We start from the raw sequence: 24,383 nt of genomic DNA on the forward strand, positions 1-24,383 counted from the left end.
CTTCTTTTTCCGTTATTTGTTTAACTCTGAGAGAATCGGATATAACTCTTCTAAATGGCTTATTTCATAAGTAGGGATCACTTCGTTACGCTCTTTGTCATGGCGATTAATCCATACAGATTTCATCCCGACCCGTGATGATCCTAGAATATCTGTCATCAAATTATCTCCAACCATAAGCGCTTCATCTTTATTTAAAGACATTTTTTCTAGAGCATGTTCAAAAATAGATGGATCAGGCTTACCTTTTCCAAATGCACCAGAAATCACGATATGATCAAAATACGGCACTAGCTCAGGTGTTATTTCTAATTTTGTATTTTGTAAATCAGGTGATCCATTTGTTAAAAGTAACAATTGGTATTTTCCCTTTAACTCATCAAGCACTCGGAAGGACTCTTCATAGACAAATGGATGCTTCCTACGCTCTAATGGAAAACGCTCCGCTAATTCTGCTCCAAAATCAACGTCATCAATCCCTAAAGCTTTTAATCCTCTTGTCCAAGCTTCTTTGCGATAACCTGGAACAATATCTTTCATTTTTCGAAAATGATCATCATCATCTAAGAAATTCCCCCATAATCCTTCAAACGGGTTGATCCCAATCATTTGAGTAAATGAGTAAGTTTCATATGTTGAATATAGTTCTCTGGCTTCCTGACGAACTGCTTCTTCTAATGCAACTGGATCCAAATCATATTTTTTTGCAGCTACTTCGCAAGTTGCTGCAAATGCCTTTTCTACACTCTTTTGGTCCCAAAGCAGTGTATCATCAAGGTCAAAAAAGATGGCTTTTATCATGAGCGAACTCTCCCCTATAACAATTTATTCCTCTATTAGATTATCTCTTTAGCAGAAAGAAGTAAACTGGATTCTTATCGTTCTTTTTGCATGTCTACCCCTTCAGGTAATACATCCTTAATCATGTTTAGTAATTTTTCATCCTGATAAAGTCGTTTATCTAAAATAGATACTAGTCCATGATCTTGATGTGTTCGTATTAAGCGCCCGATTCCTTGGCGTAATCGTAGCATCATATAAGGTACGTCTACATCCCAGAATGCATCATTCGCTGATTTTCTTTTCGCTGCAAAAACAGGATCGTTAGGCGGGAAAGGCAGTGACCAGATCACCACATTGGAAAGGGACTCTCCTGGAATATCTAATCCTTCCCACAAGCTTACTGCACATAAAACGGAATCAGTATCCTCCTGAAAGGTTGAAATTAACTGACTAACTTCTTGATCTCCTTCGAAAAGAAAATTCCATTTATAATAGGATGCATCTTTCTTCGTTTCTTCTTTGAATGTCTGAAGTTCTTCATCGCTTGTAAATAGAAGAAGGGCTTTCCCATTTGTTTCTTCAATAACTTTTTTCGTTTCATGCAGTTTGTCAGCATATTGATTAACAACGGGTGCATAGATTTGCATTTGCTTTTTATAGTCAAAAGGAGACGAAACGGAAAATGATAAATAATCTTCAATTCCTATGCTACCAGCTAAATAGTTAAACGACCCGTTCGTTGACAGCGTTGCAGACGTAAAAATAAACGGTACTTTCTTATTAAAGACCTGTTCTTTTAATACCTCTTCTACTAACCGCGGCATGATGACAAGCTTAATGCCAACATCATCTTCTTCCACCCATGTAATCAAATTGTTTTGTCCAACAAATAGCTTAAGTGCATGATGAATCATATCAAGATGCTCTTCTACAATTTTTAATTGATATTGATCAATGGTGTACATTTCACTTTCAACAACAATTTCATCTTCTAGTTTTGCAATTAAATGAACTAATTTTTTTGCTTCCTGAGTAAGGATTAAACTTAATTCAAGTTCTCTTCGGCTTGAACCCTCAACTTTTTTTGCATGTTCACGCAAAACAAAAGAAAAGTGTAGGCTTTGTGAGATTAGTTCATCAACGAGAACTGCAAACTCTTCACGTACATCATTTTCTAGCAAACGTGTTAACAATTCTTCAATAATATCATGACGCAATTGATAGGTAAGTGCTTTTTGAGCAGCGACTTCAAGTAAATGTCCTTCATCAAAGATGACGGTACTGGCCTCGGGTAAAAGTGGCAACTGTCCTTCGCGCTTTCTTGAGTCATATGTCCACACATGTTCCATGTAAAAGTCATGAGAACAGATTAATAAATCAGATGATTTGCGATAATGATCTCGCGATAAAGTTTGGCCGCAGCGATGGCGTTGGTCACAGACAAAACAGTCTTGAAAAGCATCCCAACCAATCTTTTCCCACTGTTCATCATTTAAGTGAGAATACTCTTTTCGATCCCCATAATGGTAAAATGATTGCAAGGTCTGATTTCCATTAACAAAAGGTGGTAAATCAAAATAAATGTCGTCATATTGTTCCTCATACTGATCGCTCGAACGTTCCTTATCTAGCTTCTGTAAACAAAGATATTGGCTTTTTGACTTCGCTAACCTCGCATCAATGTTGATTCCAAGAATACTTGAAAGCTTGTCAATATCTCCACCTTTTTTCACTAACTGTTCAATCAGTGATTCATCTGCACATGCAATAATGGCAGGCTTCCTCATATACCGTGCATAACAGATCGCGTATAACAAGTAAACAATTGTCTTACCCGTTCCTACCCCTGCTTCTGCTAACATAATCTTTTTATCGATAAATGCTTTTTCTAGTTGAAATGCCATGTAAATTTGTTCATCTCTAAGTTCTAACCCTGCTTCAGGTAAAATATCATAGAAAACATCACCAATCCAATCATTCAATTGGTCAAAAAAAGATTGGCTTGGGTCAAAAGTAAACGGTAAACGATTATGTGTATTCAAGAATAGACCTCCGTATCATTCTAGATCAATAGGTAATTATCTAAGAAATTCAATCATTTGTCAAAAAAATAAAAGAGATGACTGAAAAAGGTCATATTTTGACCTTTTTCAGTCACCCTCTTTTTAAAGTAAATGTATGTATACAGTAATTTAGAAAAAGTTCGATCGTTCCTTATACATAACCTTACATCTTACCCCACTCATGTAATTTCAAACTTCGTACCCCGTGAACAATATAAGGATCCTTTTCAGCTAATTTTAGTGCTTCCTCATAAGAGTCACTTTGATAAATAACCATTCCACCTGTTCCATCTAGAAAAGGTCCTCTAGCAAAAATTTTCCCTTCTTTATCTAGTCCCTCAAGAAATGCCAAGTGATCTGGACGATAAGTAGCATTCAATTCTTCATCTTTCATGTATAACATTGCCGCGAAAAAAGCCATTAATAATCTCTCCTTTTATCAAAAGTATTAACTTACATTTCCTTTGTCAATTGAATTTGCGTAAAATTCAATAATTTCTCTTCTTCTAATAATTCCAATAAAAATACCATGATCATCAACAACTGGAATGAAATTTTGAGAAATCGCAAGGGTGAGCAAGCCTTTCATCTCAGAATCGATTCGTACGGGCACGTTCTTCATTCTTCTCTTAATATCTTTCAACTGAATTTGTTCAGCCATTTCAAGAGAAAAAGAATGAGTATTTTTTATTTGCCAAAGCAAATCACCCTCAGTTATAGTTCCTATGTATTTACCATGTCGATCGATGATGGGGACAGCTGAATATTTGTGATGTTCCATTTTTTCTAGCGTTTGTCTCATCGTTGATTCAAGTTCTAAGTAAGCGACCTCTGCTTTTGGCAGTAAGAAAAATGAGATATTCATAGACGATCTTCCCTTTCACAACAGTTTCATCTCCCACTCTATTATACTCGAAAAAAAGAAAAATTACCAAAAACTGTTGAGTGAAAAAAAGATGACTCAAAAATTTTAACTTGAGTCACCCCCAAATTTATTTAGATTAAAAGAAGCTCATATACACCGTTTAACTGTTGCACTCGTTCTTCATCCTGCTCACTTCTTGCATAATCCAATTCATATTGAAGCACTAAATTAAGAATCGTTGCTTCATTTTCCTCAAGATCTCTAACAAACTCATCTTCATTTGCGTAATTATTTTGCTCCAACTTGTTATAAATTCTTTGACAAATTTTATGATTTTCAATGTGATTTGAAAGTGATTCGCGTAGAAAACCTAAATTAGAATCCAAAATGGTCACCCTTTCTGTTTAAGGTTGCTAACTTCCATTAGGATGTGGCATTTCATGAAATTAATTCATGTCTTTGCCTCTGCCCAATTTTTTAAACAGAAGACCCTTTTGCGCAGGCGGCTTATTACAATTAGACTATATCCATTACTGAAACAGCTACACCTATGCATTTCCCTCTCCAACAATCTGTTTACTGTCTTCTCCATTTAAACCGACCTGGTATAAACTCTTTGCTAAACAATAATAAAGATAATACTAATAAAACAGCAAAGCTAAGAAAAATATTTCGATAACTTTCTGTTGGAAGTAATGTTGATTGCCAAACAAGTAGTAGTCCTGATAAAGCAACGCCTAACGCTCCTCCAAAGAATTGTATTAATTGTATCATTCCCATGCCTGCTCCTATCTCTGGTCTTGGTAATAGTCTAGTCACTTCATTCGTCGTACTTGAAGTCAAAGCAGAAAAGCCTACACTCATAAACATATAGGTAACCATAATCGCATAAGGCGTTACACTAGAGAAAAACGCAAATAAAATCGTTGCAACTAAAAGGAGTAGATGACCTAACACGATAATAGGTCTGTTCCCAAATCGATCAATCATACGTCCAATAAATGGGGCGGCAATGGCCGACAAAATCGCGCCAGGGAAAATGATCATTCCTATCGCAGCAGCCTCTTTATAAAAAATATTGAAAAGAATAATTGGCATTAAAAACAACGAAGAGAAGTGAATAATAAAAGCTATAAAAGCTACGAATAATAACTTCACGTAAGAACGATTTCTCAATAAACTAGGCTGAATAAATGGGCTATAGATTTTATTAATATGTTTCCATAACCAAATTAAACTAACCAGGCTCCCAAGAAAAAAATAGATGGACAGGGTTGATAAGAATAACAATAATCCAGTTACACTAACACCTGTAAGAACTGCACCGACAAAATCAAATTTAACCCTTTTTACTGCTTCATTTGGAAGCAATTTCAAAAATACAGGAGTTAATAAAATAACCATTAAGGTTATAAGAAACAGATAATTCCATCCTAAAAATTGAGTAATCGCCCCTCCAATTACTGGCCCTAAACCAAAGCCTAACGACGCAGCTGAGGCTATAAACGACATAGCTCTCCCTCGTCTTGATATTGGAATGTATCGACTAGCAAGAACCATCGCTAAACCTGGAACAGCACCCGCACCAAAAGCCTGTAAAGTTCTTGCCACAAGGAGCCAACTGTATTGATTAGCAAACAAGCCAATCAGAGAAGCCATCCCGAGTATGGATAAACCTATTAATAAAAGACGTTTAATCGGTATAAAGTCAGATAAGCGACTATAAGTAACAGTTGCTATCGCAAACGCAATTGAATAACCTGATACGATCCATGAAGCAGCCGCAGATGTTAACAAGAAATCACCTGCAACAGTTGGGAGGGCTACATTAAACATCGTTGTATTCATTACAACCAGCCAAACTGTTAAACTCCATAATAGAACAATTTTATTTTCATGCTCAAGGATTAGTTCCTTATCCTTAGAAAGACTAGATGCTTCTGTTGACATTGTTTACACCAGATTTCATTAATATTTTTCACTTAAAAATACGCACGATTTATTTTATCGAATCAATTTGCTTTAACCCTCATGTATTTACTCAAGTTTTATAATTCTTATCTTGAAAAACTCAAGAAACCCCAGCTGTTTAGAGACCTCTAACCCCTCCTCCTTCATGTATTAACCCAACTTGATTCATACTCTCTTAATTTAAACGATATCACCTTCATTCTCTTATCTAATTATCTCATCTGTATTTAAAATTGTGACAAAAATATGAGTTTTCATGAAAAATAACTCTAAAAATCTTTGTTAAATGTTTCACAAAGTAAGTTGTTCATGATATTATATGAAAAATCCATCATAACAAAGTTACAAACATTAAAAATAGAGGTGTATTATGAGAAAAAAATTATTGCTTTCATTATTTTTAGTTCTCGGTATTCTGCTGACCCCTTTTTTTGCAGACGCCCATGTGAAATGGTTCACAGAGTTAGAGCCGCAAAAAGAGTCGATTGAGCAAATCATCAATCCACAATTCCTATTTATCACTTTTATCGCTGCTATTATTTTAGCTATTCTCCCTCAAGTACTACCAAAACTAATGATTTGGGTAACTCTAAAAAAAATAGATTCGAAGTTAGAAAGTTATCGTTCGTTCTCTACACTGATTCTAAAATATGGAACAGCGTTCGCTCTTATTTTACAAGTTCTAACAGGATCTTTGTTTGCGCCAGAATTAAGTCATTATTCTACCCTATTAACTGTTCTTAGTTGGCTAGCGATTGCATTTTTACTTGTCCCAAACCAATATGCGACAAAAATCGGAGCTCTTGTCTTATTAGCTTTGTTTGGTATTATGATCGCTGATTATGGTATTTTCCACATGCTTGATTATGCATTTTATTTAGCCATTATTTTTGTTTTACTTATGACGAAAACGAAATATGAAAAATGGAGTTTCCCATTTTTATATTTAGCTACGGGACTATCTCTCTGCTGGGTAGCGGTTGAAAAGTGGGTTTACCCTAAGATGTCAGTTGATATTGTCAGCAATCATCAAGTCCCAACTTTCTTTTTTTCACCAGAAACCTTTGTGTCTATAAGTGCCTTCATTGAATTTATCGTTGGCTATTTATTAATTGTTGGTATTTTAAATCGTCTTCTCTCTTTTGTATTAACCGGTGTTTTTGTTATGACGACGATGTTATTTGGTTGGGTTGAGGTAGTCGGTCATTTCATGATCCATATCATTCTCATTATTTTCATTATTGAAGGAGTCTCTTTTTACAATCCTCCTATCAAGATTCACAAAACGGTCTTTGATCAAATGATTTTCGTGTTCTTAAACTTCATTTTCGTTTTGGCAACCATCTTATTAATTTATTACCGATTTGCTTAAAGTGATTCTAATAATAACGGTTATTCTTAACAAATAACGGCTCCTGTGTTCTTTAAAATTGTGAACTAGTAGGACTTCAAAAACATAACGAAACACTTGTCCGTTAACAAAGTGCAGGCGTTTTCTCAGTGAGAAAACGCCTCTTATAGAGCTTGTTCAAACCCCCATGTTTTAGCAAACACCACGATGAATGAAAACTAGGACTTACGCCTTAGTTTTCGTATAAAAAGGGAAGACCGCCCTTTTTGAACCTTTAATATCCTCTCTCCTAATGCGGCGTTGCAATGGCTTCTCTCACTGCGCGTCTATCCGAGAAAACCACTCGGATCGACTTAAAACATTGCAGTGGCTTCGCTCATTGCTTCGAGCTTTTTCAAAAAGGGAAGACCGCCCTTTTTGAAAAAGCTCTTATATATAAATTTTATTATGTTCAAACAAATATTCCTTATTTGTCTATTGGACTTCTAGGGTCCAGTCATATGGATCTGCCATTTTCCCTGTTTGAATGCCTGTTAGTGTATCATACAATTTTTTCGATAATTCCCCAATTTCTTTGTTGTTAATAACCATATTGCGGTGACCCCAATTTAGTTCACCTACTGGAGAAATAACTGCTGCTGTTCCGGTACCAAATGCTTCTTCTAATTCTCCTTGATCATATGCTTGATAAAGCTCTTCTAGAGAGATTTTTCTTTCAGTAACTGGTACACCCCAGTCTTTTAATAGTTCTATAATGGATATGCGCGTAACTCCCTCTAAAATACTTCCGCTTAACTCCGGCGTAATGACTTCTCCATTTATTTTAAAGAAGACATTCATGCTTCCTACTTCTTCAATAAACTTCTTCTCCATCCCATCCAACCAAAGAACTTGTGAATAGCCTTCTTTTGTCGCTCGTTCCTGAGCTTTATAGGCCGCAGCATAATTTCCTGCAGTCTTAGCCGTACCTGTACCACCTTTGACTGCTCTTGTATATTGATCTTCAACATGAATACCTACAGGCTTAATTCCTTCTTTGTAATAAGATCCTACTGGAGATAAGATCATCATAAATTGATAAGTCTTTGACGGTGTAAGGTTAATGTTTGGCTCTGTTGCAATAATAAAAGGTCTGATATAAAGAGAATTACCCTCTAAAGAAGGTACCCACTCTTTCTCAATGTCAATTAATTTTTTTAAAGCTGTTAAAGCAAGCTCTTCATCGATGGTTGGAATGCTGATTCGTTCACTTGACTGATTTAATCTACGGAAATTTTTCTCAGGTCTAAATAATAAAATACGGTCATCAGCTGTACGATATGCTTTTAACCCTTCAAATACAGTTTGCCCATAATGAAAAATCATGGCTGACGGATCAAGCGTAATTGGCGCATAAGGAACAATACGAGGGCCATACCATCCCTTCTCTTCTGAATAATCCATGACAAACATGTGATCTGAAAAATATTTACCAAATACAATATTATCAGCATTCGGTTTTTCCTTTTTGTTCTTAGTATGTACAACTTCAATCGTTCTTGTCATGTCTTTCACTCCTATGTAACTGATATGTAGTTATTGTAAATAGTTCCTCCTAAGATTACAAGAAAATCCATTCAACTTGTAACAAACAGAGAAAGAGAGCGATTCTAAATCACTCTCTTTTACAACCTCTTATTTAGTTGATCTTTTATCTAATTCTACTTTCACATCAGCTTGAAAGGACGCCAAAACATCAGGTGTTAGATTTACTGAATGGTTTTCAACCACATTTTCTAATAATTTTTTATTTTTATAGAATTCTTCTTTATCTGCATTATAATAGAACCTTACTGCCTCTTCTTCTTTTAGGTATTTTTTTCCTAGTTTCAAAAGAAATGTTACCGGTAAACCACGGACAGACAATGTTTCCTTTTCTTCTATCTGTTCTTGTTTATCAACTGGTTTACTTTTTTGATTATCCCCTTGAACCATCAATAAAATTTCTTTTGCCACTTCTTCTTTAGTTAAAGCCTTTTTCAAAGCTTTTTGTCTAATTCTTTTTTTCTTAGACTTCACATTAATTTTTTCAAGTCTCATAGCAGCATATTCACTGTACTCAATCCCGCTATTTTTAATGGCCTCTTTCAATTTTAGGTTGTTACTTTCATATGTACGTTTTTTTAACAAATCAAAAACCCCTTACTTTCTTAAGTTATCATAGTAAAATGAGAATAAGCAATGATAGATTTTCTCCCTTTACTATAGTACCAAATATCCTACTTTCTTTGTGCAAGTATCAAAGTTTTCTGCTAAAAGCGCTAGCAAAAATGTCTGTTTCCAATAGTATAACGTGCTTTCTATAAAAAAACTGTCGCAATTTGTTAAGCTAGCAAAATTTTTGACTTCGTTATTCTATCTATAATAAAAAACAATCCTATCTTACATATTGAAAGGGGATTTTGTCATGGCACAATCATTGCAAGGAAAAGTAGCTTTTGTCACTGGTGCTGGAAAAGGAATCGGCAGAGCGACTGCAATTGCTTTAGCAAAAGAAGGCGTACTACATCATGTTCGTATTGTACATTTGTAATGTCATAACTAGAGAAATACTCTTTCTGAAATTCTTTTAGTTCTGTACTAGTGATAATAGGACGTTCATCCGCATGGGCTTTCACTAGCGTTGTTCGAATTGAGTCGTTAATTTTTGACAAATCAACCATTGTTTTTAAATAAAGAATCACCTTTTGTCCCGCTAACATACAGTCTCTCTTGGTAAAAATCAAAGCTATTCGAAAAAATATTCTTGAAATTCTCTTCGTTTTTCTGAATCTTGAATTTGAACCCTTTTTTCTTCCGACTCATTATACAGTCCCCACACTTTTTACAATGATCGTTAAGTAAAACTTTCTCTTTTTCTATATGCGTTTGTTTTCGGACTTCTTCAAGGCACCATTATGAAGACTGAATAATCGAACCAGTGGCATAGTAATAGAAGTAACACAATCAGGATATATAAATGATAATTCATTGAAATACTGTATTAATTTCTATTATCGCTTAAATATCGTACCCAATCCCCGCTTTTAATCAGACTTTCACATTCTAATAACTTGTCCCCAACAACGTAGAGGTAAGCGTCTATCATTTCGGTTTCAGTATGTACAGGTTGAACCACTCTTATATACTCATTCGTTTCATTTAATGGAGAATACTCTTCTAATTGATCAATTTGCTTTAATTGTTCTAGATTCACTTCATAAAGCTCACCCCACACTTTTTTTGTCTGATTCCCTTTTAAGACAGGGTAGCCAAACCCAGTATCATGAAGCTCGCCATAAACCCAGCAAGATGCAGAGAGTAAAGTAGCCTTTGTTAGAAAATGCTGATTGGTTTCACCCTTCCTCAGCGTGCCATATACAAACAGAGAATTATTCATATTTTCAACTCCTTTTGCGCATGTTCGACTTATAGTTAAGTCAAAAAGGTTAAAACCGACCTTTCTGCCCTCAGTTTGATCGGTTGCATGGCTCCACTCTCTGCGCGTCCGTTCTGAGAAGTTCACTCAAAACAGACTTAAGACCATGCAGCGGCTCCGCCCATGCTTCGAGCTTTTAAAAAAAGGAAAAAACGCCCTTTTTTTAAAAGCTCTCAATCGTTGCCATTCTTTCAGTCATTCTTTTGATGGAGTGGTTGGATTCTGCTAAGACGATTTTTTTGTCCATTGTTTTCATAATGCGATTTTCCATCACGATTTTTCCATTAATAATGGAGGTTTCAACATCTGCTCTTGTCGCGGAATAGACAATTCTCGAGATTGGGTCGACATCAAAAGAAGGATAGGTGTGAAAATCATTTAAGTTAAGAATAACGAGATCGGCTTTTTTTCCGACTTCGATTGAGCCAATTTCATTTCCGAGTCCAATCGCTTTTGCTCCTCCAATCGTTGCCATCTTTAGAACGGTTTTAGCATCCATCGTGGTTGGACCATGTTTCGGCTTTTGAATTAAAGCGGCTAAGCGCATTTCATTAAACATATCTAAATTGTTGTTGCATGGTGCACCGTCAGCACCTAGACTAACTGAAATATCATCATCTAGCAAACTTGGAATTTCAGCAATTCCAGATGCCAATTTTAAATTTGATCCAGGACAATGACTTACATGAATTCCTTTTTCTTTAATAATTTGCTTTTCGCGTTCATTTAACCAAACACAATGAGCCAAAATCAATCGATTGTTCGCAAGCCCTAGATGATCTAAATATTCAATATTCTTCATACCTGTTTCTCCTTCAACGATCTGAATTTCACCTAAGTTTTCTGATGCATGGGTATGAACGTTCACATGGTAAGAAGCAGATAGTTCTGCCACTTCTTTTAATAAAGGTTCCGTACAAGAAACGACAAATCGAGGAGAGAACGCATATTTAATTCGACCATTATCAAAATTATGCCATTTCTCCAGCAAATCAACACTTTCTTGAATGGATTGATTTGTGTTTTCTTGTAATTTCTTCGGAACTTCCTCTCCCTTATCCATCATCACTTTCCCTGACAAGGCTCGAATACCACTAGAGGCAATTGCTTGAAAAGCAAAGTCTGTATGATGAACCGTCTCCATATCAACAATCGCAGTTGTTCCGCTTTGTATCAATTCCCCTATTCCTAGTAATGCGGAATAATAAAGAGACTCTTCATCATGTGCTGCTTCAAGCGGCCAAATGCGTTTTTTCAACCAATCTAACAATTCCAAGTCATCTGCTCTTCCTCTGAAAACGGTTTGGCATAGATGAATATGAGTTTGCACAAAACCTGGGATAATGGTTTTTCCTCTACCATCAATTATTTTAGTTATGTTCACCGGATTTAAATCTGGTCCAATGGCTTGAATACGATCGTTTTCTATTAATATGTCACCTTTAAAAATGTCATCTGTCCCATTCATCGTCACAATCTCTGCCTGTTTGATTAAAATTCTTCTCAATGTCTTCACCCCATTATAATATGTATACAAAAAAGGCTACGAAAAATATGCATGATGCATACTTTTCGTAGCCAGGAATTTACGGTTCCTATACCCTTACCCCATATTATTAAGGTTATACGAAAGATATATCTACTTTATTTGAAAATCTAAAGTCATACTACAAACGAGTGAGATAACCTACCATAAAATTTATGAACGAGGCGACCTCTTTTTTTGTTTTCCGAAATTCCTATTTTTTCGATAATCCTCTTTTTTACCAGAGTTTACACTATGCTTAGGAGTATTCGTTCGTTCAACCACTCGTTTCTCAAGCGATTGTCCAATTCCTTTTTCAATCATTTCTAAATGCTGACGATCTTTAGGAGCGACAAATGTATAAGCGACTCCTTCTCCCCCAGCTCGTCCTGTTCGACCTATGCGGTGGATATAACTTTCTACATCATGAGGAATGTCGTAGTTAAATATATGCGTGACACCTTCCACATCTAATCCTCTAGCAGCAACATCTGTTGCAACTAGATATTGGATTTTGGCTTCTCTGAATACTTTCATGACTCTCTCCCGTTTTGCTTGTGAAAGATCTCCATGTAGAGTGTCAACTAAATAGCCATCTCCAGCCAAAGCATCATTTAACGTATCTGCTCTTCGCTTCGTTCGGCAAAAAATAATGGCAAGAAAAGGCTGTTCTCCTTTCATGACGGTTCGAAGCGCATCCTGTTTAGCGCGGTCTGTTGTTTCAATGGCTACTTGCTTAATATCATCTAATGTTATATTTCGTTGCTTAACAACGATATTCTGAGGGTCATTCATGTAGACCCTTGCTAATTTTCTAATTTCTTCTGGCATCGTTGCGGAAAAAAGCAGGGTTTGTCTAGTTGGAGGTGTTTCTTCTATCACCTGCTCCACTTCCTGTAAAAAGCCCATATGTAACATTTGATCCGCTTCGTCCAAAACAAGAGTAGATACTTGATTTAAATGAATCGTTCCACGCCTGATATGGTCCAACAGTCTTCCTGGGGTCGCCACAACAATATGATTAGCACCTTTTAATTTCTTTAATTGTTGCTCTACATCTTGTCCCCCATATACAGCAAGAACTTGTCGTTCAGGCAATCGCGACAGAAGTTTTTTCGCCTCCGTTGTAATTTGCAAGGCCAGCTCTCTTGTTGGAGCAACAATCAATGCTTGTACATATTCTTTGGATGGATCAATAGCATCAATAATAGGTAAGAGAAAAGCAAATGTTTTCCCCGTACCGGTCTGAGCCTGTGCAATCACATCTTGCCTTTTTTGAACAACCGGTATTGCTTTTTCTTGAATCGGTGTTGGTTCACTTATGCCATTTGCTTGAACGATTTGAGATAATTCAGAACTTATTCCTAACGCTTGAAACTTACTCACTTTTATCAACCTCTCTAAAGAAGACCGACCTGCCTTATCAGACAATAAGCCGACCCACTCATGACATCATTTATTCTTTATCGTACACGTCATTTCAATCTTTCATACACTACAATCAGTTCGTCCTAGCCGTAACAGGCTGATTTTGATTCTGACCTTTTCTTTTGCCCTTGCCGAAAAAAATCGCTCTATCGCGGTAGAGCAAAGTACCTGCGAGAATACAAGCGAAGAAATCAGAAATAGGAAATGCCATCCATACTCCATATACACCAAAGAAATGTGGCAAAATCAAGACAAGTGGTATTAAAAAGATCAACTGTCTTGATAAAGACAAAATAAGAGCTTGTTTTGGCTTACCTAAAGCTTGGTATAATCCACTTCCTACAACTTGAACACCGATTAAGAATACAGCGGCGAACATGATACGAAGATAATCCACACCAGCTTCAATAACCACTGGATCAGAAGTGAAAATCATCATTAACCAGTGAGGTACGGACATGACCAATCCAAATATAAAAACAGAAATAAAAATAGTCACTTTTAAACCTAATTTAACCGTTTCTTGTAGGCGGTTAAAGTTCTTTGCTCCGTAATTATACCCTACAATAGGCTGCATTCCTTGCATAACCCCCATCATCGGCATCACTGTAAACATAATAATTCGCTGAATAATTCCATATACACCGACATGAATATCTCCACCAAATCGAATAAGCATCGTATTAATCGCAATCATCATCACGCTTCCTGCGGCTTGTTGAGCAAAGGCTGGCAAACCAACTGCTAGGACTTCTTTAATGATGCTTAGGTTAATTTTCAGATCTGCTAGATTCAATTGTAGTGAACTTTTTCCTGTTATGAAGTATTTGAGAATGACAACGGATACCGATGCTTGTGAAATAACAGTCGCAATCGCAGCCCCTTGAACACCCATATTCAAACCAAATATAAAAATCGGATCTAATATAATATTAATCACCGCAGGGATGATCATCATCAGCATCGCAAACTTGGCATTCCCCTCCGAACGAACAATGTTAGTAGTCGCAAACGCAAACGAGAAAAAGAACGTTCCAAGTAAAATTGGAAACATATAATCTGTTGCATGACCTAAAATGTCTTGACTAGCTCCAAATAAACGAAGCATTGGTTCAAGCACCGTAAATGCAGCAATAAATCCAACTACACTAATGATTAAGATAACCGCCATAATATTTCCGAAAACTTGATTCGCTTCCTGATCACGTTTAGCGCCCAATCTTCTAGAAATGACAGACGCACCACCAATTCCCATAGCAGCAGAAATAGCCATCATAATCATCATGATCGGAAACGCAAACGTTACTCCAGCTACTCCTTCAATTCCTACTCCATAAGAAATAAAAATAGTATCAACGACATTATAGAGCGCCATTACAAACATTCCAATCATGGCAGGAATCGATAAGTTTTTTAACAGCTTAGGAATCGGCTCTGTGCCAAGCTTTTCACTTTGTATTTTTGGTTTCATTTATAAACCAACTTTCTACTTTTGATAGTGACTAGTCGTCTTTTTAAACAGGTTAGAAAGAATAATTTTTTCGTAAATACGGCGATTTTTCTTCGTCTAATTGTCCTAATTTATTCCACAGTTTATTTTCTAGTTGGTTTCCCTTAACTGTTCTTTTGGGAATGTACATCTTCTAAACTAGCTTTCTTTTCAAATAAATAGTCATTTTAACATTAATTCAATGATCCCATTCATTGTTGCTGGTCTTATATAGACTACCCGAGCTGACATCAACACGATTATTTTGATTCTATTTCAAAATACCTAGCTACCTAAATAATCCTTTACGAATCATACACTCATGTACTCTCACAATCAACTATTTTATTTCGCATACCTAATTTCTTTTATTCTAAAATCCTTCTTTGTAAACAAGCTACACCTTACACCAATGCCTAGACCCATACATATATTATCTCAACTATCGTTTAAATAGCCAATGAAAGGAGATGAAGTAGTTGATTTTAACAGCACCACATTGGATCTATTTAATTGGAACATTTGTTATTATTTTAACGATGCTTTTCAGACAAAATGTTGTTGTCCCTGCTGTCTTAATGACATTTTTAGTAGGATGGGTATATACGGGCTCTATTTCTAGTGCTTTACAGACGATTTTCCAAGCAAGTTTAACGGCAGCAGGTGAGCTTTTTAATATATTTCTCATTATTGCGATCATGACAGCTCTTCTTCATTCACTAAAGTCCATCGGAGCAGACGAACAAATGATCACTCCGTTTCAACGTGTCATGAAAAATGGGCATATTTCATTTTGGGTCATTGTCGGGGTCACTTACGCGATTTCTGTCTTTTTTTGGCCAACACCAGCAGTTCCACTTATCGGAGCGTTACTAATTCCCGTCGCAATCAGGGCAGGTTTACCTCCTATTGGAGCGGCAATTGCCATCTCTCTAGCCGGTCAAGGAATGGCGTTATCTGCCGACTACATGATCAAAATTGCCCCAACGCTAAATGCAACCTCTGCTGGGGTACCTGTTGATGCCGTTGCTAACCGTGCATTAGCTTTATCAATCATTACTGGGGTAGTTGCTTTAACATACGCTTATTTTTCCATTCGTAAATCGATTCAAAAACCTTCTAGTCATCATTTACAAAAATGGGAACAAAGCAGTGGTATGGAGACAGAAGAAGAGCCTCTTTCAAAAAAAAAATCTAAGAAACAACGGATTTTCTTTGCTTTATTAGTGCCTATTTCTTTTCTACTCGTCGTCATTTACATGGTTCTTTCAATGTTTACGGAAGCAATTCCTAATATGGAAGGTGGAGCCGGCGCTGCACTCATTGGGGGAACTGCCGTTATTCTACTCGTGGCAGCTTCGTTCTTCTACAACATTCGTCAATCATTAACAAATGTAAGTGATTTTCTTGTTAAAGGGTTTATCTTTGCTTTTAAAGCTATGGGGCCCGTTATTCCAATTGCTGGTTTTTTCTTTATCGGAAGCGGTGATTTCTCTTCTAAAATTTTTGGAGTGGAAACAGAATCAGCACCAACATTTTTATTTGATCTCGTTCAAGCAGGTCAACAAGTCATTCCTGAAAGTACCTTTTTAGCAGCATTTGGTATTTTAATTATTGGAATGATTACTGGTTTAGATGGATCTGGTTTTTCAGGTTTGCCATTAGTCGGCTCCTTATCTGGCGCGTTAGGAGAAACACTAGGAATAGATACTGCTACGCTAGCAGCTATTGGTCAAATGGGATCAATTTGGGTAGGGGGCGGCACACTTATTGCGTGGTCATCCTTAGTGGCTGTTGCTGGATTTGCTAAAGTTCCTGTTATGGATCTTGTTCGCAAAAGTTTTATCCCTGTAATGCTAGGGTTAATTGTATCAACGATTGCTGCTGTGTTATTGTTTTAAGAGTTACCAATATCTTTTATTTTAACTAGATTAGCAAAAGAGATGCTACAAGAACAGATCAAGGTTGTAAAATCCCGCTATAAGGAAATAGCGGGATTGCTGTGTGGTATTTCTTTTGTAGTCTATTTAAGAACACTTTTGACCACTGTCTGTTTAAAGACTATTTAATGCCGTTTCCAAATCTTTGATAATATCATCTATCGCCTCTGTTCCAATAGACAATCTGATCATTCCAGGAATAACTCCTGCCTCTTGTTGATCTCCTTCAGATAGTTGTTGATGTGTCGTACTAGCAGGATGGATAATTAATGATTTAGAATCGCCAACGTTCGCTAAGTGAGAAAACAATTGAACAGACTGAATGACGTTCTTACCAGCTTCTAATCCACCTTTTACCTCAAACGTTAAAATAGCCCCTTGTCTATTTGGTAAATATTTTTTTGCAAGGTGATGTGAAGGATGACTTTCTAACCCAGGATAATTTACCCATTCAACTTTTTCATGTTGCTCTAAATAGTGAGCGACTTTTAACGCGTTAGAACGTTAGAACTATGTCGCTCCATACGCAAATGAAGGTTTCCAACCTTGTAACAATAAAAAAGAATTGAATGGTGAAATCGCAGCTCCTAGATCTCTTAACAACTGGACTCTAGCTTTTATAATATAAGCAATTGGACCAACAGCTTCTGTGTATACAACTCCATGTTAGCTTGGATCAGGCTCAACTAAACCAGGAAATTTATCAGTAACCGTCCAATCAAACTTACCACTATCTACAATCACTCCACCGATAGAAGTACCATGCCCTCCAATAAACTTCGTGACTGAATGAACAACTATATCAGCTCCGTGTTTAATTGGTTGTAATAGATATGGACTCGGAAACGTATTATCTACAATTAGCGGGATCTGATGATCATGTGCGCTTTTAGAAACAGCTTCAATATCAAGAATATCACCTTTAGGATTTCCTATCGTTTCTGCGTAAATCGCTTTTGTTTTATCGGTAATCACAGCTTTGAAATTCTCTGGATTCTCTGCATCCACAAATTTCACTTTTATCCCTAGTTTAGGCAAGGTCGTTGCGAAAAGATTATACGTCCCTCCATATAAACTAGATGCTGAGATAATTTCATCTCCTGCTTCTGCAATGTTTAAAATGGAATATGTGATCGCAGCTTGACCTGTTGCCGTTGCTAAGGCCGCGGCTCCTCCTTCTAATGCTGCAACTCTTGTTTCGAACACATCTGTCGTGGATTCATCAGTCTCGTGTAGATGTTACCAAATTCTTTTAGTGAAAATAAATTAGCAGCATGCTCCGTTCTTTAAATCCGTAAGAAGTTGTTTGGTAAAGTGGTACGGCTCTTGACATTGTAGTAGGATCGATTTCTTGTCCAGCATGAATAGCCAATGTTTCTAACTTAAAGGAATCATTTACTGTCATTATTCATCTTCTCCATTCGATTTTATATTGATATTCAAATAAACTCTGCATTTATTTACCATCTATCAGTTTTATAGTAGTGAGCAAGCTAAACGATGTCAATTATTATCTGAACATTTTTACTCTTTTGTGATCTTTACGATTCAATCGGTAAATTGGACTAATAAATGCTATGTTCTTACATTTATTTTCGCAGAAAGACAACAATCGAATTACGACAATATTTCCAAGTATGTAAAACTCTGTTGTCACTCATAACTTTGAGGTGGGGGCGTCATTCGCGGGTGATTAACTCCCTTCTTCTCTGTTTGATCCCATCTCGGGCGTCATTCGCGGTGATTAACTCCCTTCTTCTCTGTTTTGATCCCATTTCGGGCGTCATTCGCGGTGATTAACTCCCTGGTTCTCTATTTTGATCTCTTAGAAGCATCAAGTCATGGATAATCAAAAAAAAGCAGATGAGAGTTAAACCTCAACTGCCTTCAATAATTACCTTTACTCTTCCCACTTGCCCGTCTTGCAACCGAACTTTTATACCATGCGGATGTTTAGGCGAATTCGTTAAAATGTCTTTGACTACACCTCTAGTTGTCTTTCCTGATCGCTGATCTTGCTTAAGTACAATATCCACTTCAACACCAGCATGAATATTTTTACGCTCTTGTCCTGATTTACTCATCTTGTTACCTCATTTCGTCAACGTAGAAATTGTTTTTTCCTCTTCTTCACTATTCTACCTCAAGTACATACGGAAAAATATGAACTTTTTCTTCTGCCTTTATAAAGACCAGGTTATTCAGTTTTCATATCCAGAGCTGCTAACATGGATATTTGTATTCTGAACACTACAATAACCCCCAATGATTAGCAGCAAAATCACAATCTCTAAAACAACCAAAGTCGAGCGGCTTACCTCTCCATTTATTTTTCTAGCTTCGTTTTCTGAAGCCTTAAAGCATTTAAAATGACCGATACAGAACTAAAAGCCATCGCTGCACCTGCGACCCAAGGTGCAAGTAAGCCGACTGCTGCAATTGGAATTCCAATTGTATTGTAAACAAAAGCAAAGAATAGATTTTGTTTAATATTGACCATCGTTTTCCGACTCATGATAATGGCATCTGCCACACTATTCAAATCACCACGTATCAATGTAATATCAGCTGCTTCAATCGCAATATCCGTCCCTGTTCCGAGCGCCATGCCAATATCTGCTACAGCAAGCGCGGGAGCATCATTTAACCCATCCCCAACCATAGCAACCATTTTACCGTCACGTTGAATCTTTTCAATGACCGCGCTTTTCTCTTCAGGAAGCACTTCAGCTACGACCTGGACAATCCCTACTTGCTTCGCGATGGCTTCTGCTGTTCGCTTGTTGTCACCTGTGAGCATAATTACTTCTAATCCAAGTTCACGCATTCTTATAACAGCTTGGTTTGATGTTTCTTTAACCGTATCAGCAACGGCTACGAGACCTTCATAGTTGCCATCAAGAGCAATGAGCATAGCTGTCTTTCCTTCTAGCTCTAATTCTATTTGTTGGTCTTTGGCGCAATGAAAAGTGACATTAGAATCTTCTAGTAATTTTCTTGTTCCAACTAATAGATTCTTTTCTTGTACGATAGCTTTGACACCATGGCCTGGAATCGCTTCAAATTGGTCTACACTTAACAAAGAAATGTCGTGTTCTTCAGCATAATTGACAATTGCTCGAGCCAATGGGTGTTCTGACTTTTTCTCAGCCGATGCAACTAGCTGTAATAATGTGTTGCTGTCTATCTTGCCTTCGCTCAGTAAGTTCGTTACAGTTGGTTCTCCTTTTGTCACAGTTCCTGTTTTATCAAGCACAACCGTTTGGATAAATTGGGTGCTTTCTAAATGCTCTCCCCCTTTAAACAGTAAGCCTAATTCGGCAGCACGACCAGAACCAGCCATAATGGACGTAGGAGTCGCCAAACCTAAAGCACAAGGACAAGCAATCACGAGGATCGAAATCGTCGGGATAAATGCTGCACTTACATTTCCTGGTATAATAACAAAATGCCAAATCAAAAATGAAAGGACAGCTATAGCAACAACGATAGGGACAAAAACCCCAGACACTTTGTCTGCGATTCTTTGAATATTGGCTTTTGAGCCTTGCGCATTCTCTACGATTTTTATAATTTGAGATAAAGTTGTATCCTTTCCTACTTTTGTAGCAACCATCGTTAGTGAGCCATTTTTATTGATCGTTGATCCTATGACACTGTCATCTATTCCTTTGTCAACAGGAATACTCTCACCCGTAATCATCGATTCATCAACAGCGGAGTGTCCTTCAATGATCAATCCATCGACTGGTATTTTCTCACCCGGCTTAACAATAAGATGATCTCCTACACGAACGTCTTCAAGTGGAATCTCGATTGTTTCGCCGCTGCGGAGTACAGTAGCCGTTTTCACTTGTAATCCTAATAGTTTTTGAATTGCCTGGCTCGTTCTACCTTTGGCTCGCATTTCAAATAATTTTCCTAACACAATTAAAGTAATGATTACTGCCGATGTCTCAAAATATAAATTTGGCATCACCATACCTTTCTTCATTGCTTCAAATCCTAGATAGATACTATAGAAATAAGCTGCCGACGTACCAAGGGCAACAAGTACGTCCATATTCGCACTTTTGTTTCGCAATGCTTTGTAAGCACCGACATAAAATTGAGACCCCACGAAGAACTGAACAGGTGTTGCCAAAGCCCACTGAACCCAAGGATTCATAAACATTTCTGGCATCCAAATAAAAGCCGTAAATTCAAAATGAGTCACCATTGCCCAAATTAGCGGTAATGTTAGGATCAGTGAAAATATGAACTTCCTCAACTGCTTCTCCATCTCTTGCTTTTTAGATGTGGTGTGATCATTTGCATTCTCTTTTTCTTTTAACCCATACCCCAGTCTTTCAACCGCCCTTTTCACATCAGGTATATCAACAGCACCTTCAAAATAATCCACCGTTGCTGTTTCAAGGGCCAAGTTAACCGTTGCTTGCCTGACACCAGGTAAACGATTAAGCTTTTTTTCCATTCGGTTTGAACAAGCGGCACAAGTCATTCCTGTGACCTGAAAATCAGCATGCAGGATTCGTACCTGATAACCCAACTTCTCAACCTTATTTGTTATATGTGCTTCACTTATTTCTTCCGAATCAAAACGCACACTTGCTCGTACCGTTGCTAAGTTTACATTAGCTTCTACTACACCATTCATACGATTTAGCCCTTTTTCAACTCTAGCTGAACAAGCAGCACACGTCATACCTGATATCGCAAAGGTCATATCTTTTTCTTTTGACATAAGTTTCCCCTCTTCATTTCTTCAACTATCAATTACCCCTGTAGGGTATGTAACAATGTAAGAAAAACGTGCCACCAAGGCACGTTTTTAATTGGTTAAAGTACATCGTATCCCTGTTCTTCAATTTCATCTTTAATTGAATCTAGAGAAATGCTGTTCTTTTCGAATGAAACGACGACCATTCCTTTTTCAAGGTCGACTTCAACAGACTGAACTCCATTAAGCTTTCCTACACTTCCTTCAATAGCAGATACGCAATGGTTACAGGACATTCCTTTAACTTGAATCGTGGCTTTTTCGAATACATTTGTTTCCATGTTGTCATCACCTTTCCATTAGTTAATTTCATTTTACCATACTCCCCTAGGGTATACAATAAATAGACCCTTTATGTTTTCGTTAGCCTCTCAACAACATCCATTAGTTCAGAAATCGCTTCTTCTCCATCACCTCTTTGAATCGCATCTGCTACGCAATGCTTCGTATGATTTTCCATCAGCTGTAGGCTGACTTTTTTCATCGCTGCGTTGATTGCAGCGATTTGAATAAGAATATCGACGCAATAGCGATCTGTTTCAATCATATTTTGAATACCTCGTACCTGACCTTCGATACGTTTCAAACGATTAACCAACTGTTCTTTTTCACGAGAATGTCGATGATCAACTCGTTTTACCTCATTTTCCTTTGACATCGGCAAATCTCCTTTCACTCACATATTTCATTTTACTATTATATAAAAAGGAACCTTTGTCAATAACCTTACTTGGAAACAGAATGCAGATTTGATTAGGATCCGTTTGATTCACTGGAAAAAAGGGCCCTGATTTTCAATTGCTAAAACCCGATTAGCACAAGCAATATAACTATAAGTAGGTGTCTTTGTAAATTGAGAAAGTTTTAAAATTGGAGAAACGGATTGTAAATAATAAAACCACTAAAAACGATCCCACTACTTTTTTAACAAATAAATAACTTGTACATAATTAGTATCTTCCTTAAATAAAATGAAACAAACACATCAGGGGAGGCAAACATAAATGCAGTTAACCTTACTTATCATTAATTTTATTTTTTTATTTGGCTGGTTATTATACTTTACTTATTTTCTAAAAGACAAAATAAACAGTATGGTAGCTATGGTCATTTCTATGGCTCTTGGAATGATTATTGGTCTTTATGTAGGAACACTGTCTATTATCATTTATCCTGATTCTTATTTTGAAGTAACAATTATATCTATGTTAATTGGCGGGGTAACAGGAGTTATTGCTGGTTTACCTTCTTCGTTAGCTGCTGTCTTGGATGGGTTATTATCTGGTGTGATGGGAGGAATGATGGGGTCAATGCTTGGAACGATGGTGTCCTCTGATCATCATAACCAACTTATAAACGTTTTAAGTGTATGGACTGTTGGGGTATTCTTTTTTGTTTTCTTGTTACTCATATCTGAAATAAAAAAGGTGACAAAAAGAAAAAAGTTTTGGTTACAGCCATTTTCTTACTTTATACTTGTTTGTGTTTTTCTTTATTTTATGAATGACTATACGACCATTAAAATGAATGATAATAATCAACATTATCACGAATATTATTTAAATGAAGATGAAATCCTTATTATATAACAAATATTCTAACTAAATAATCAAGGACTCTGCGCTTTTATTTTGCTAAATACAGGTAGTGAACTACCCTCATAAACCTCATTACACCCTAATTACAGAAAATACATTCCTATTTTACGATCCTTTAGGCTATCACCTAACCGAAATTCATCTCCCCCTTACCCTGGGCTACGCCCTCCACGCAATTGAAGAGGAAGACTTCTTCCGGAGTTCTGTTAAATTTTGAATAAGATTACGTACGGTTAAATGGGAATAAGCAATACTAAGGAGGAATCTGAATGCAGATATACGCATTTGTTTTTGCCATTTTACTAGCGATTACGCATATTTTAGCGAAAAATATGCGTTTTATCCGAATCATTCCTAGAAGCCGGTTCCTCTCAGTAGGCGGCGGTGTATCAGTTGGGTATGTATTTATCCATATTTTACCTGAGCTAAAAGAACATCAAGAGTTATTTGACGAAACTGATATAATGCTGTCATACCTTGAGCATCATGCGTATTTATTAGCTATGCTGGGATTAGTAATATTTTATGCCTTAGAAAGAGTTGCGAAGGAGTCACAGAAGAAAAACCAGCAAGATACCGGTAACAATAAACCTAAGAAAGGAGCATTTTGGCTCCATATTAGTTCCTTTTTCTTTTATAACGGATTGATCGGGTATTTACTTATTCATCGTGATTCGGAAGGCTTACTAAATTTGGTTTTATATGTGATTGCAATGGGCTTACATTTTATAGTCGTCGATTATGGCTTACGAACTCATCACAAAGATACCTATAACCGGATCGGTCGATGGTTATTAGCTTTGGCTGTATTGATTGGATGGGGAGTAGGTGTCATAACAGAAATACCCGAATCTAGTCTCGCCTTACTCTTTGCCTTCCTATCAGGTGGCATCATTTTAAATGTGCTAAAAGAAGAATTGCCTGAAGATCGAGAAAGTAATATTTGGGCATTTTCACTTGGTGCGTTTGGTTATGTGGCCCTTCTATTAATTATAGTATAGAAGTGATTGTGACTCATACTTTAACTTGCTGAGTCTAGTAATCGCACACCATTATTTCTCTTATCACAACTTTATCTAATTAAAATTAAATATTTTTTCAGACATAAAAAATACGTATTTTCCTTTTACTTG

Annotated in this window: 20 protein-coding genes, 2 pseudogenes and 1 riboswitch; of the genes and pseudogenes, 5 read left to right on the plus strand and 17 right to left on the minus strand. The window is 36.8% G+C overall.

Annotated elements, in window-relative coordinates:
• Nucleotides 1-12: 12 nt before the first annotated feature.
• The 6 genes from LDX58_RS17445 to LDX58_RS17470 form a co-directional block, all read right to left on the minus strand.
• Entirely contained in the window at nt 13-801 is a 789-nt protein-coding gene (locus LDX58_RS17445; RefSeq protein ID WP_227938095.1) for an HAD family hydrolase, read from the minus strand.
• Between the two features lie 74 nt (nt 802-875).
• Nucleotides 876-2,825: an ATP-dependent DNA helicase gene (locus tag LDX58_RS17450; protein ID WP_227938096.1), complete on the minus strand. Its 1,950-nt coding sequence runs from the start codon at nt 2,823-2,825 to the stop codon at nt 876-878.
• Nucleotides 2,826-3,009: 184 nt separating this feature from the next.
• Nucleotides 3,010-3,267, minus strand: coding sequence for a YciI family protein (locus tag LDX58_RS17455; protein WP_227938097.1), 258 nt, complete (start codon nt 3,265-3,267; stop codon nt 3,010-3,012).
• Between the two features lie 27 nt (nt 3,268-3,294).
• Nucleotides 3,295-3,711, minus strand: coding sequence for a CBS domain-containing protein (locus LDX58_RS17460; protein ID WP_227938098.1), 417 nt, complete (start codon nt 3,709-3,711; stop codon nt 3,295-3,297).
• A gap of 131 nt (nt 3,712-3,842) precedes the next feature.
• Complete coding sequence (locus LDX58_RS17465) at nt 3,843-4,097, minus strand: sigma-G-dependent sporulation-specific acid-soluble spore protein CsgA (RefSeq protein WP_227938099.1); 255 nt, start codon at nt 4,095-4,097, stop codon at nt 3,843-3,845.
• Between the two features lie 190 nt (nt 4,098-4,287).
• Nucleotides 4,288-5,661: an MFS transporter gene (locus tag LDX58_RS17470; protein WP_227938100.1), complete on the minus strand. Its 1,374-nt coding sequence runs from the start codon at nt 5,659-5,661 to the stop codon at nt 4,288-4,290.
• A 391-nt stretch (nt 5,662-6,052) separates the two neighbouring features.
• Between LDX58_RS17470 and LDX58_RS17475 the strand changes: the two genes are divergently transcribed.
• Nucleotides 6,053-7,054, plus strand: a complete 1,002-nt coding sequence (locus LDX58_RS17475) for a DoxX family membrane protein (protein ID WP_227938101.1) — start codon at nt 6,053-6,055, stop codon at nt 7,052-7,054.
• A gap of 453 nt (nt 7,055-7,507) precedes the next feature.
• On the opposite strand, the gene LDX58_RS17480 is transcribed toward LDX58_RS17475, so the two are convergent.
• Nucleotides 7,508-8,578, minus strand: a complete 1,071-nt coding sequence (locus LDX58_RS17480; RefSeq protein ID WP_227938102.1) for a branched-chain amino acid aminotransferase — start codon at nt 8,576-8,578, stop codon at nt 7,508-7,510.
• 129 nt (nt 8,579-8,707) lie between these two features.
• A complete protein-coding gene (locus LDX58_RS17485; protein ID WP_227938103.1) occupies nt 8,708-9,202 on the minus strand; it encodes a hypothetical protein in 495 nt (164 codons plus the stop codon).
• A 277-nt stretch (nt 9,203-9,479) separates the two neighbouring features.
• On the opposite strand from LDX58_RS17485, the pseudogene LDX58_RS17490 reads away from it, so the two are divergent.
• Nucleotides 9,480-9,575: pseudogene (locus LDX58_RS17490) on the plus strand (short chain dehydrogenase); the annotation flags it as partial.
• A 480-nt stretch (nt 9,576-10,055) separates the two neighbouring features.
• Here the strand turns inward: LDX58_RS17490 and LDX58_RS17495 are convergent.
• From LDX58_RS17495 to LDX58_RS17510, 4 genes are all read right to left on the minus strand, one after another.
• A complete protein-coding gene (locus LDX58_RS17495; protein WP_227938104.1) occupies nt 10,056-10,451 on the minus strand; it encodes a gamma-glutamylcyclotransferase family protein in 396 nt (131 codons plus the stop codon).
• A gap of 202 nt (nt 10,452-10,653) precedes the next feature.
• Nucleotides 10,654-11,997, minus strand: a complete 1,344-nt coding sequence (locus LDX58_RS17500) for a 5'-deoxyadenosine deaminase (protein ID WP_227938105.1) — start codon at nt 11,995-11,997, stop codon at nt 10,654-10,656.
• 48 nt (nt 11,998-12,045) lie between these two features.
• Nucleotides 12,046-12,140: riboswitch (purine riboswitch) on the minus strand.
• A gap of 49 nt (nt 12,141-12,189) precedes the next feature.
• On the minus strand, nt 12,190-13,401 hold the full coding sequence (locus LDX58_RS17505) for a DEAD/DEAH box helicase (RefSeq protein WP_227938106.1): 1,212 nt from the start codon (nt 13,399-13,401) through the stop codon (nt 12,190-12,192).
• 115 nt (nt 13,402-13,516) lie between these two features.
• Entirely contained in the window at nt 13,517-14,914 is a 1,398-nt protein-coding gene (locus LDX58_RS17510; RefSeq protein WP_227938107.1) for an MATE family efflux transporter, read from the minus strand.
• A 497-nt stretch (nt 14,915-15,411) separates the two neighbouring features.
• Between LDX58_RS17510 and LDX58_RS17515 the strand changes: the two genes are divergently transcribed.
• Nucleotides 15,412-16,833, plus strand: a complete 1,422-nt coding sequence (locus LDX58_RS17515) for a hypothetical protein (protein WP_227938108.1) — start codon at nt 15,412-15,414, stop codon at nt 16,831-16,833.
• A gap of 153 nt (nt 16,834-16,986) precedes the next feature.
• Here LDX58_RS17515 and LDX58_RS17520 read toward each other — a convergent pair.
• From LDX58_RS17520 to LDX58_RS17540, 5 genes and pseudogenes are all read right to left on the minus strand, one after another.
• A pseudogene (locus tag LDX58_RS17520) lies at nt 16,987-18,277 on the minus strand (homocysteine synthase).
• Between the two features lie 472 nt (nt 18,278-18,749).
• The gene (locus LDX58_RS17525) at nt 18,750-18,956 is read right to left on the minus strand and encodes a YwbE family protein (RefSeq protein ID WP_227938109.1); all 207 of its coding nucleotides are present in this window, start codon (nt 18,954-18,956) and stop codon (nt 18,750-18,752) included.
• Nucleotides 18,957-19,198: 242 nt separating this feature from the next.
• Complete coding sequence (locus LDX58_RS17530) at nt 19,199-21,616, minus strand: heavy metal translocating P-type ATPase (RefSeq protein ID WP_227938110.1); 2,418 nt, start codon at nt 21,614-21,616, stop codon at nt 19,199-19,201.
• Between the two features lie 95 nt (nt 21,617-21,711).
• Nucleotides 21,712-21,933: a copper chaperone CopZ gene (gene copZ / locus LDX58_RS17535; protein WP_227938111.1), complete on the minus strand. Its 222-nt coding sequence runs from the start codon at nt 21,931-21,933 to the stop codon at nt 21,712-21,714.
• Between the two features lie 71 nt (nt 21,934-22,004).
• On the minus strand, nt 22,005-22,310 hold the full coding sequence (locus LDX58_RS17540) for a metal-sensing transcriptional repressor (protein WP_227938112.1): 306 nt from the start codon (nt 22,308-22,310) through the stop codon (nt 22,005-22,007).
• Between the two features lie 346 nt (nt 22,311-22,656).
• Here LDX58_RS17540 and LDX58_RS17545 point away from each other — a divergent pair, with 346 nt between their 5' ends.
• Complete coding sequence (locus LDX58_RS17545; protein WP_227938113.1) at nt 22,657-23,241, plus strand: hypothetical protein; 585 nt, start codon at nt 22,657-22,659, stop codon at nt 23,239-23,241.
• Between the two features lie 278 nt (nt 23,242-23,519).
• Nucleotides 23,520-24,251, plus strand: a complete 732-nt coding sequence (locus LDX58_RS17550) for a hypothetical protein (RefSeq protein WP_227938114.1) — start codon at nt 23,520-23,522, stop codon at nt 24,249-24,251.
• Nucleotides 24,252-24,383: the final 132 nt, after the last annotated feature.

The sequence above is a fragment of the Alkalihalobacillus deserti genome (genome assembly GCF_020734105.1).
Classification (GTDB): domain Bacteria; phylum Bacillota; class Bacilli; order Bacillales; family Bacillaceae_D; genus Halalkalibacter; species Halalkalibacter deserti.

What these genes read in the sequence shown, in the direction of transcription:
- LDX58_RS17445 (WP_227938095.1), bottom strand. Translation starts at nt 801, where the DNA reads ATGATAAAAGCCATCTTTTTTGACCTTGATGATACACTGCTTTGGGAC.
- LDX58_RS17455 (WP_227938097.1), bottom strand. Translation starts at nt 3,267, where the DNA reads ATGGCTTTTTTCGCGGCAATGTTATACATGAAAGATGAAGAATTGAAT.
- LDX58_RS17460 (WP_227938098.1), bottom strand. Translation starts at nt 3,711, where the DNA reads ATGAATATCTCATTTTTCTTACTGCCAAAAGCAGAGGTCGCTTACTTA.
- LDX58_RS17470 (WP_227938100.1), bottom strand. Translation starts at nt 5,661, where the DNA reads ATGTCAACAGAAGCATCTAGTCTTTCTAAGGATAAGGAACTAATCCTT.
- LDX58_RS17475 (WP_227938101.1), top strand. Translation starts at nt 6,053, where the DNA reads ATGAGAAAAAAATTATTGCTTTCATTATTTTTAGTTCTCGGTATTCTG.
- LDX58_RS17480 (WP_227938102.1), bottom strand. Translation starts at nt 8,578, where the DNA reads ATGACAAGAACGATTGAAGTTGTACATACTAAGAACAAAAAGGAAAAA.
- LDX58_RS17495 (WP_227938104.1), bottom strand. Translation starts at nt 10,451, where the DNA reads ATGAATAATTCTCTGTTTGTATATGGCACGCTGAGGAAGGGTGAAACC.
- LDX58_RS17510 (WP_227938107.1), bottom strand. Translation starts at nt 14,914, where the DNA reads ATGAAACCAAAAATACAAAGTGAAAAGCTTGGCACAGAGCCGATTCCT.
- LDX58_RS17525 (WP_227938109.1), bottom strand. Translation starts at nt 18,956, where the DNA reads ATGAGTAAATCAGGACAAGAGCGTAAAAATATTCATGCTGGTGTTGAA.
- LDX58_RS17530 (WP_227938110.1), bottom strand. Translation starts at nt 21,616, where the DNA reads ATGTCAAAAGAAAAAGATATGACCTTTGCGATATCAGGTATGACGTGT.
- copZ (WP_227938111.1), bottom strand. Translation starts at nt 21,933, where the DNA reads ATGGAAACAAATGTATTCGAAAAAGCCACGATTCAAGTTAAAGGAATG.
- LDX58_RS17540 (WP_227938112.1), bottom strand. Translation starts at nt 22,310, where the DNA reads ATGTCAAAGGAAAATGAGGTAAAACGAGTTGATCATCGACATTCTCGT.
- LDX58_RS17545 (WP_227938113.1), top strand. Translation starts at nt 22,657, where the DNA reads ATGCAGTTAACCTTACTTATCATTAATTTTATTTTTTTATTTGGCTGG.
- LDX58_RS17550 (WP_227938114.1), top strand. Translation starts at nt 23,520, where the DNA reads ATGCAGATATACGCATTTGTTTTTGCCATTTTACTAGCGATTACGCAT.